This is a genomic window from Thermoanaerobacterium calidifontis (assembly GCF_055381745.1).
Genome location: NZ_AP042436.1, coordinates 1,341,080 through 1,350,969, shown reverse-complemented (window position 1 = coordinate 1,350,969; position 9,890 = coordinate 1,341,080). Strand labels below are relative to the sequence as shown.

Here is a 9,890-nt window from a genome sequence, read left to right as displayed (position 1 = left end):
TAATGAGCTACAAGGAGGTTATCAAATTGTCAAAGATTGAAGAGTTGACAAGACAGCTTGTTACTCCCGCCATAGAAAAAAACAATTTTGAATTGGTTGATGTTGAATACAAAAAAGAAGGCAACAATTGGTATCTAAGAGTTTATATAGACAAAGATGGAGGAGTTAGCTTAGACGATTGTCAAATTATAAGTGAATATTTAAGTGAAAAGCTGGATGAAGTAGATCCAATAGAGAATAGCTATATACTTGAAGTTTCTTCACCTGGAATAGATAGACCATTAAAAACAAAACGTGATTTTGAAAAATTCAAAGGCAGTTTAGTTGAAGTTTCATTATATCAACCGATAGATAAAAAGAAAAAGTATGAAGGGGAGCTTTTAGGCCTTGAAGATGATAAAGTAATCATTGTTGACGATGGCGGGAAAAGAGAATTTGATATAAAAAATGTTAGTTTGGTTAAACCTGTTATAAAATTTTAGATTAAAGGAGGGAAAATAATGAACAGCGAATTTATTGAAGCACTTGAACAAATTTGCAAAGATAAAGGCATTCCGAAAGAGACGATGTTTGAAGCAATAGAAGCTGCATTGGTTTCGGCGTACAAAAAAAACTATGGAACAGCTCAGAATGTCAAAGTAAAGATGGACAGAGAAACTGGCGATGTTAAAGTCTATGCTCAAAAAACAGTTGTCGAAAATGTGTACAATGATTTGCTTGAAATAAGTTTGGAAGAAGCTCAAAAATTAAGCAAGAAATACCTTGTTGGTGATACTGTTGATATTGAAGTTACGCCAAAATCTTTTGGAAGAATAGCAGCACAAAATGCTAAACAGGTTGTTGTTCAAAGAATAAGAGAAGCAGAACGAGGCATTGTGTATGAAGACTTTTTAAGCAAGGAATCAGAAATAGTCACTGGAATTGTAGAAAGAATAGAAAAAAAGAATGTTTTAGTTGATTTAGGCAAAACTGAAGCTACTTTGACGCCAAATGAGCAGATTCCAAACGAAACCTACAAACATGGAGATAGAATAAAAGTCTATATAGTAGAAGTTAAAAAGACTACAAAAGGTCCGCAAATACTGATATCGCGTTCACACCCAGGATTAGTAAAAAGGCTTTTTGAGATGGAAGTACCAGAATTACAACAAGGTATCGTTGAAATTAGAAGCATCTCAAGAGAACCTGGTTCAAGGACGAAGATGGCTGTGTACGCAAAAGACGAAAATGTTGATCCCGTAGGTTCATGTGTAGGTTACAAAGGCGCAAGGGTACAAGCTGTTGTAAATGAGCTAAAGGGTGAAAAGATAGATATCGTAAAATGGAGCTCAAAGCCACAGGAATTTGTAACTAACGCTTTAAGTCCGGCCAAAGTTTTAAGTATTGATATTGATGAAAAAGAAAAAATAGCAAGAGTCGTCGTACCTGATTATCAGCTTTCTCTTGCAATTGGCAAAGAAGGACAAAATGTAAGATTAGCTGCTAAGCTAACAGGATGGAAGATAGACATAACAAGTGAATCTACTGCTAAATCTTAAAGGTTGGGGTTGATAACGTGAAGTCCAAAAAAGTTCCAATGAGAATGTGTCTTGGTTGCCAAGAAATGAAGCCAAAGAGAGAGTTACTTCGAATCGTCAAAAAAGCGCATAGCAATGAAGTCCAAGTTGATTTGACAGGTAAGTTGTCTGGGAGAGGTTGCTATGTCTGCAAAAACATTGATTGTGTAGAAAAAGCCTTAAAATCAAAAAAAATAGAAAGGGCATTGGAAACTTCATTAACTGAAGATATTATTGAACAAATCAGAAAAGAGGTTTCAAATGAATAAATTTTATTCTATGCTGGGGTTGTGCAGGAGAGCAGGAAAATTATTGCCGGGAAGGTTGCCAGTTGAAAAAGGAATTGCTAAATCAAGTGTTCGTCTTGTTATTATAGCGGAAGACGCTTCTGAAAATACAAAGAAAAAGTTTATATCTTTATGTAATTCTAAAAACATTTTATATATAATCGCTGGTAATATGTCTTATATCGGCAAAAGCATAGGGAGAGACGACACAGCGGTTATTGGCATTACAGATGAAAACCTATCTAACAAACTATTAGCTGAAGCAAAGGAGGTTCTAACTAATGGAGGTGAATAAAATGTCAAAGACAAGAGTTTATGAGTTGGCAAAAGAACTAAAAATTACGAGCAAGGAATTGATTTCAAAGTTAAATGATTTAGATATTAATGTAAAAAATCATATGAGCACGTTAGAAGACGATGAAGTAAGTTTAATAATAGATTTATTGACCGAAAAAGAGGAAAAAGAGACCGATGAATTAGTAGAAGAATATGACGAAATTGATGAAAAGCCTAAAAAGTCTAACAAAAAGCAAAAAAAGTCAGATGCCAAAAAAGCAAAGGACGATAACAATAAACCACAAGATGATTCTGTTAAAATAATATCGATACCTGCGTTTATAACTGTTAAAGAGCTATCTGAAAAAATGAAAATAAATCCTTCAGATATCATAAAGAAATTGATATCCAAAGGAATAATGGTGACAATAAATCAACAAATAGACTATGAAAATGCCTCGCAAATCGCTGAAGAGTATGGCTTTTTATTAGAAAAAAAAGAGGAAAATGAAGATAATCTTGAAATCATAGACAAAGAAGATGACGAAAAAGATCTTCTGCCCAGACCACCTGTAATAACTGTGATGGGTCATGTAGATCATGGAAAAACATCCTTGCTGGATGCAATCAGAAAGACAAACGTTACTCAACGTGAAGCTGGAGGAATTACGCAACACATTGGTGCATCTGTTGTAGAAATAAATGGCAAAAAAGTCGTGTTTTTGGATACACCAGGACATGAAGCATTTACGGCTATGAGAGCGAGAGGTGCCAGCGTGACTGATATTGCTGTATTAGTTGTAGCAGCGGATGATGGTGTTATGCCTCAAACAATAGAAGCAATAAACCATGCTAAAGCTGCAAATGTTCCGATAATTGTAGCCATAAATAAAATTGATAAACCTAATGCGAACCCAGATAGAGTTAAGCAAGAATTGGTGGAATATGGTTTGGTGCCAGAGGATTGGGGCGGAAGTACAATATGTGTCAATGTTTCAGCGCAAAAAAATATTGGGCTTGATGATTTGCTTGAAATGATATTGTTGGAAGCGGAAATGTTAGAATTAAAGGCAAATCCAAATAGGCCAGCCAGAGGTACAATCATTGAAGCACAACTTGACAAAAACAGAGGTCCTGTTGCAACAGTTTTAGTACAAAAGGGAACACTAAAAACAGGTGATGTAATAATTGCTGGCACAGCTTATGGAAAAGTGAGAGCAATGTTTGACGATAAAGGTAGGAAGGTTAAAAAAGCATCACCATCAATACCTGTTGAAGTTTTGGGACTATCTGATGTTCCAAAGGCAGGAGACATACTTGTTGTATTGGATGATGAGAAAAAAGCTCGTTCAATTGCCGAAAAACGCAAGGAAAAGTTTAGAGAAGAAGAAATGATGCAAAAGCAAAAGATATCTCTTGATGAACTATTTAATCAAATAAAAGAAGGCAATGTAAAAGAGTTAAATATAATATTAAAAGCTGACGTGCAGGGTTCTGTGGAAGCATTAAAAAGCTCAATTGAGCAATTGAGTAATGATGATGTTAGACTTAGAGTTATCCATGGAGCGGTTGGTGCTATTACTGAAACTGATGTTATGTTTGCTTCCGCGTCTAATGCTATAATAATCGGTTTTAATGTAAGACCTGATAGCAAGGCTAAGTCTTTAGCAGAAAAAGAGAAAGTCGATATAAGGTTATATAGAGTAATCTATGATGCAATTGATGATTTAAAAGCAGCTATGAAGGGTATGTTGGAACCAGAGTATAGAGAAAAAGAATTAGGTAAAGCAGAAGTAAGAGCAGTATTTAGAGTTCCTAATGTAGGGAATGTGGCTGGATGCTATGTTGTAGAAGGTAAAATTTCCAGAAATGCAAACATAAGATTAGTAAGAGATGGCGTAGTGATTTTTGAAGGGAAAATATCTTCGTTAAAGAGATTTAAAGATGATGTAAAAGAAGTACAATCTGGTTTTGAATGTGGAATCGGTATAGAAAGATTTAATGACATAAAAGAAGGTGATGTGCTGGAAGCATATCAGATGGAGGAAATACCTCGTTGAAAGGATGAATTAATGTGCAGTACAGAATTGGACGTTTATCAGAAGAAATAAAAAAAGAAGTAAGCCAAATGATATTCGAAGAGATAAAGGATCCAAGGATAAGCAGTATGACTAGCATAACAGATATCGAGGTTTCAAAAGATTTGCGTTATGCAAAAATTTATATTAGCGTTTATGGAAATGATGACGAGAAGAAAAACACTATAGAAGGTTTAAAAAGTGCAACTGGTTTTATAAGACATGAATTAGGAAAAAGGATTAAGTTAAGATATACTCCTGAATTGATTTTCGAACTTGATAATTCGATAGAATATGGTGCTCATATTTCTAAGATTTTAAGAGATTTAGATAGTCAAGAGAGTGAAGACAAATGATTTTAAATGATATGTTGGATTCAATAAGAGAAGCTGAAAAAATAGCTATTGTAACGCATGTATCACCTGATGGTGATGGAATAGGATGTGTTACTGCATTATACAAGGCCATGAATAAATTGAGAAAAGATGTATCTATATTTATTGATGATGATATACCTGAAATCTATAGATTTATGCCATACACAGATAAAATCACAAAACCATTTGACATATCAGCAGATTTGCTTATAGCTGTAGATTGCGCTGATTCAGATAGAATGGGAAAGGCAAAAGAATTGCTTAGAAAGGTCCCTAAGTCAATAAATATAGATCATCATATTTCAAATACTTTGTATGCTACTATGAATTACGTAGATACCAATGCAGCTTCGTCATCTGAGATAGTATATCAATTGATAAAAATATTAGGTATTGATTTGGACCAAGAAATCGCAGAATGTCTGTATGTTGGAGTCGTTACAGACACAGGACATTTTATGTACGGCTCAACTACATCATTTACTCATGAAGTTGCTGGTGATTTAATAAATAACGGTGCTTCTGTGGATAAAATATCCAATATTGTTTTTCATAATATTAAATATGAGAAGCTTAAGTTAATAGGCAGAGTTATAAACAATATGGAACTTTATTTTGATGGAAAAGTTGCGTATATGGAGATATCAAATGAAGATTTTCTTAGCACAAATACAAAATTAGAAGATGTAGAGAATATCATAAATTATGGAAGAGATATAGACAGTGTGGAAATCGCTGTTATGCTGGTTGAAAAAGGTGATTTTGTAAAAGGAAGTTTACGCTCTAAAAAGTATGTGGATGTAAATAAACTGGCTAAAGAATTTGGCGGTGGTGGTCATGTAAGAGCATCAGGATTCTTAACAGAAGGCAGTATAAATGATGTAAAAGAAAAAATTTTAGATTTAATAAAATTTGAAATCGATGAGTGATTGAAAATGGATGGTTTTTTAAATATTTTGAAACCGCCGGGCATGACATCTCATGATGTAGTATCCTTTTTAAGGAGAAATTTTAATATAAAAAAAATAGGCCATTTGGGAACTCTTGATCCGGGGGCAGCAGGTGTATTACCTATATGTATAGGTAAAGCAACGAAATTGGCTCAGTATGTAGTATCGCAGACAAAGACGTATAGAGGGGAAATAACTTTTGGTTTCTCTACAGATAGTATTGATAAATTTGGAAATATTACAAGTGTAACGCCTGTTAAAGTTTTGGAACAGTATAAAATATCAGAAATTGAAAGTGTATTTAAAGGCGATATTTTACAGATTCCACCTATTTACTCTGCTAAAAAAGTTGACGGAAAAAAACTTTATCAATATGCACGAGAAGGCAAAACTATTGATATCAAGCCTTCTCCTGTGACTATATATGACATTAATGTGATATCTTACGAGGCACCATACAAAATTATATTTGATGTAAAATGCTCAAAAGGAACATATGTAAGAGCTCTTGTTCGTGATATTTGTGATTATTTGAATATTTCAGGATATATGTCAATGCTTATTAGAACAAGCGTTGGATCATTTACTTTAGAAAATTCTTTTACATTAGAAGAAGTTGTAAGTGGAAAGTACAAAATAATGAAAATGGATGATATTATAACATTTCCTGATGTTTGTCTTAGCAATGATGATTATCATAAGATTGTGCATGGCAATCCTGTGAAAAATAAATACACAAATGTAGATGCTGAATTTATAAAATTGTACAGTCCAGAACATTTCTTTGTTGGCGTTGGCAAAGTTATAGGTGATAGAATCTATGTCGAACGATTGTTATTTGGAGCTGATGGCTAAGTGATAATAATAGATGAGTATAATACAGAAAAATACAATGATAAAAAAGTAATCGCTCTTGGAAACTTTGATGGTATCCATCTTGGACATCAAGAACTAATTAAAAAATCAGTAGAATTGTCAAAAACAAATAAAATGACGAGCTCTGTATTTACATTTAAACAACATACGACAAAGACAATATACAAAAACGATTATCAGAAGCTATTGACAACCAACAGAAAAAAAATAGAGGAATTTTCTAAATTTAATTTAGATTACGCTATAATTTATGACTTTAATAAGGATTTTTCATTGTTATCTCCAAAGGCTTTTATTGAGAACATTTTAATTAACAAGTTAAATATGAAAATTGCAGTTGTAGGGGATAATTATAGATTTGGATACAATGCTAATGGTGATGTTTCACTTTTAAAAAATTTTTCGAAGATTTATAATTATGAAGTATATATTGTTGAACCTATAAAATTGAACGATATTCCAATAAGTAGTAGCTTTATACGTTCTTTGATCCAGGAAGGAAATGTAGAAGAAGCAAGCAAATATCTTGGGAGATATTTTAGCTTAGAAGGGTATGTCATTAGTGGTAGAAAAATCGGAAGAAAGTTAGGATTCCCAACAGCTAATATTAGGATAGACAGGGATTGTATCTTACCATTAAATGGCGTGTATATAACGAAAGTAAAAATAGGCAATAGACGCTTTCTCGGTATAACAAATATTGGAATAAATCCGACTTTTAATGTCAATAATTTATCTGTTGAAACATATATTTTAGATTTTAATGAAAATATTTATGGGCTGTTTATAGAAATTGAATTTATTAAGCGTGTTCGAAATGAAATAAAATTCAATAGCGAAAAAGAACTTATAGAACAGATGAAAAATGATTATGCTTTAGCAAAATCTTATAAATATATTTTACATAATTGATTTTTTGTGATAAAATTATATCCGTGATTACCATAGCTTTGATATTCGTTCACCGGCGATGTCAATGCTATTTGGCGAATTTATGAGTGGAGGTGAAATCATGCTAAACAAAGAGAGAAAAAATGAAATAATCGCTGAGAATAGGATTCATGAGAAAGACACTGGTTCTCCAGAAGTTCAGATTGCTTTACTCACTGAGAGGATTAACTCTTTAAATGAACATTTAAAAGTTCATAAAAAAGATCATCATTCAAGACGCGGCTTGCTTAAGATGGTTGGTCAGAGAAGAGGATTATTAAATTATCTAATGAAGAAAGATATGGATAGGTACCGTGCCATCGTTGAAAAGTTAGATTTAAGAAAATAGAGCGGGTAACCTCGCTCTTTTTTCTGTATTAATGCTCAAATATTTGAAAAAATATATTAAAAGGATGAAAGGAGGATAATATGGAAAGGATTTTTGAACTCGATCTTGCAGGGAGAAAATTAATCGTTCAAACTGGAAAACTTGCACAACTAGCTAATGGTAGCGCTCTTGTTAGATATGGTGATACAGTTGTGCTGGTTACTGCTTGCGCTTCTAAAGAACCAAGAGAAGGAGTTGACTTTTTCCCTTTAAGTGTTGATTATGAAGAGAGGCTTTATTCCGTAGGTAAAATACCTGGTGGTTTTATTAAACGGGAAGGTAAACCTACTGAGAAAGCAATATTGACGTCCAGATTAATAGATAGACCAATAAGACCATTATTTCCACATGGATATAGGAATGATGTGCAAGTTATTGCTACTGTTTTATCTGTAGACCCTGATGTTCAGCCGGAGATAGTGGCAATGATAGGTTCTTCAGTTGCTTTATCCATATCTGATATTCCTTTTAACGGGCCTACAGGTTCTGTATCAGTAGCGCTTGTAGATGGGAATTTCATAATAAATCCTGACTTAAAAGCGAGAGAAAAAAGTGATCTGCATTTGACTGTTTCAGGCACAAAAGATGCCATAATGATGGTTGAGGCTGGTGCCAATGAAGTTACAGAAGAAGTAATGTTAGATGCAATAATGTACGCTCATGAATACATAAAACAGATAGTAGAATTTATAGAAGGCATTGTAAAAGAAGTAGGACTTCCAAAAGCGGAAGTAATAGTACATGAAATAGATGCTAACTTAGAACAACAGGTTAGGGAATTTGCAACTGAAAAAATATATAATGCTTTGAGAACAGAAGAGAAGAAGGAAAGAAACGATAATATAGATAAAGTTGAGGAAGAAGTTTTAGAACATTTTAAAGATGAATATCCAGACAACCTTGCAGATATTGATGAAGTTTTATATACAATTACAAAAGAACAGATGCGAAAAATGATCACTGAAGAAAAAATAAGAGTAGATGGTAGAGGTTTAGATGATATAAGGCCAATAACATGCGATGTCGGCGTTTTGCCTCGTACACATGGTTCAGCTATATTTACTCGTGGTCAAACGCAAGTTATGACAGTGGCAACATTAGGTCCTCTTGGCGATATACAGATTCTCGATGGTTTAGGTGACGAAGAATCTAAGAGATATATGCATCATTATAATTTCCCTCCTTTTAGCGTAGGTGAAACGAGGCCATTAAGAGGTCCAGGAAGGAGAGAAATAGGGCATGGTGCACTGGCTGAGAGGGCATTAGAGCCTATGATACCTTCAGAGGAGGAATTTCCTTACACAATCAGATTGGTTTCTGAAGTGTTAAGCTCAAATGGTTCAACTTCACAAGCAAGTGTATGCGGAAGTACATTGGCCCTTATGGATGCTGGTGTTCCAATTAAAGCACCAGTTGCAGGCGTTGCAATGGGTCTTATTAAAGAGGGCGATATAGTATCTATACTGACAGATATACAGGGAATAGAAGACTTTCTTGGTGACATGGATTTCAAAGTTGCTGGTACTGAAAAAGGGATAACGGCAATACAAATGGATATAAAAATAGCTGGCATCGATCGCGATATCCTTTCGTTAGCTTTAGAAAAGGCTCGAAAAGGTAGGTTATTCATATTGAATAAGATGTTAGAAACTATAAAAGAGCCAAGAAAGGAATTATCTCCTTATGCTCCAAGGATTATAAGTTTAAACGTTGATCCTGAAAAAATAAGGGATATAATTGGAGCAGGTGGCAAGACAATAAACAAAATAATAGCAGATACAGGTGTTAAAATAGATATAGAAGACGATGGTAGAGTATTTATATCATCAACCGATTTAAAAGCTGGCGAGAAAGCTAAAATGATCATTGAAGCAATAACAAAAGATGTAGAAGTAGGTTCAATTTATTTAGGAAAAGTGACAAGACTGGCTTCATTTGGCGCTTTTGTAGAAATTGCTCCTGGTAAAGAAGGATTGGTTCACATATCTAAGTTAGATAAAAAACATGTGAATAAAGTTGAAGATGTGGTAAATATTGGTGATGAAATTTTGGTAAAAGTGACAGAAATTGATAAACAAGGACGGATTAATTTATCGAGGAAAGATGCTTTGCCAGAAGAAACTAAAAGTGACAAAGAAGTGTAAATGCATAAACCGCTTATGGTTTATGTTT

At 33.7% G+C, this 9,890-nt stretch carries 11 protein-coding genes; all 11 read left to right on the top strand.

Going from position 1 to position 9,890, the window contains the following annotated elements:
* Positions 1–26 precede the first annotated feature (26 nt).
* Positions 27–482: a ribosome maturation factor RimP gene (gene rimP, locus ACZ42G_RS06935; RefSeq protein WP_464849761.1), complete on the top strand. Its 456-nt coding sequence runs from the start codon at positions 27–29 to the stop codon at positions 480–482.
* 18 nt (positions 483–500) lie between these two features.
* The gene (gene nusA / locus ACZ42G_RS06930; RefSeq protein ID WP_045408210.1) at positions 501–1,538 is read left to right on the top strand and encodes a transcription termination factor NusA; all 1,038 of its coding nucleotides are present in this window, start codon (positions 501–503) and stop codon (positions 1,536–1,538) included.
* Between the two features lie 17 nt (positions 1,539–1,555).
* Complete coding sequence (gene rnpM / locus ACZ42G_RS06925) at positions 1,556–1,825, top strand: RNase P modulator RnpM (protein WP_038069276.1); 270 nt, start codon at positions 1,556–1,558, stop codon at positions 1,823–1,825.
* Positions 1,818–2,138, top strand: a complete 321-nt coding sequence (locus ACZ42G_RS06920; protein ID WP_014758688.1) for a L7Ae/L30e/S12e/Gadd45 family ribosomal protein — start codon at positions 1,818–1,820, stop codon at positions 2,136–2,138. The genes rnpM and ACZ42G_RS06920 overlap by 8 nt, the downstream gene beginning before the upstream one ends.
* Positions 2,125–4,179 carry a translation initiation factor IF-2 gene (gene infB, locus ACZ42G_RS06915; RefSeq protein ID WP_464849760.1) on the top strand — a complete coding sequence of 685 codons (2,055 nt, stop codon included), beginning with the start codon at positions 2,125–2,127 and terminating at the stop codon, positions 4,177–4,179. Before ACZ42G_RS06920 ends, infB begins: the two co-directional genes overlap by 14 nt.
* Positions 4,180–4,193: 14 nt before the next feature.
* The gene (rbfA, locus tag ACZ42G_RS06910; RefSeq protein WP_014758690.1) at positions 4,194–4,553 is read left to right on the top strand and encodes a 30S ribosome-binding factor RbfA; all 360 of its coding nucleotides are present in this window, start codon (positions 4,194–4,196) and stop codon (positions 4,551–4,553) included.
* Positions 4,550–5,503, top strand: coding sequence for a DHH family phosphoesterase (locus tag ACZ42G_RS06905; protein ID WP_274892794.1), 954 nt, complete (start codon positions 4,550–4,552; stop codon positions 5,501–5,503). Before rbfA ends, ACZ42G_RS06905 begins: the two co-directional genes overlap by 4 nt.
* Positions 5,504–5,509: 6 nt before the next feature.
* Positions 5,510–6,379, top strand: coding sequence for a tRNA pseudouridine(55) synthase TruB (gene truB, locus ACZ42G_RS06900; protein WP_464849758.1), 870 nt, complete (start codon positions 5,510–5,512; stop codon positions 6,377–6,379).
* Positions 6,380–7,312 carry a bifunctional riboflavin kinase/FAD synthetase gene (locus ACZ42G_RS06895; protein WP_464849756.1) on the top strand — a complete coding sequence of 311 codons (933 nt, stop codon included), beginning with the start codon at positions 6,380–6,382 and terminating at the stop codon, positions 7,310–7,312.
* Between the two features lie 100 nt (positions 7,313–7,412).
* A complete protein-coding gene (gene rpsO / locus ACZ42G_RS06890; protein WP_013788055.1) occupies positions 7,413–7,679 on the top strand; it encodes a 30S ribosomal protein S15 in 267 nt (88 codons plus the stop codon).
* An 80-nt stretch (positions 7,680–7,759) separates the two neighbouring features.
* Positions 7,760–9,862, top strand: coding sequence for a polyribonucleotide nucleotidyltransferase (locus tag ACZ42G_RS06885; RefSeq protein ID WP_464852064.1), 2,103 nt, complete (start codon positions 7,760–7,762; stop codon positions 9,860–9,862).
* Positions 9,863–9,890 lie beyond the last annotated feature (28 nt).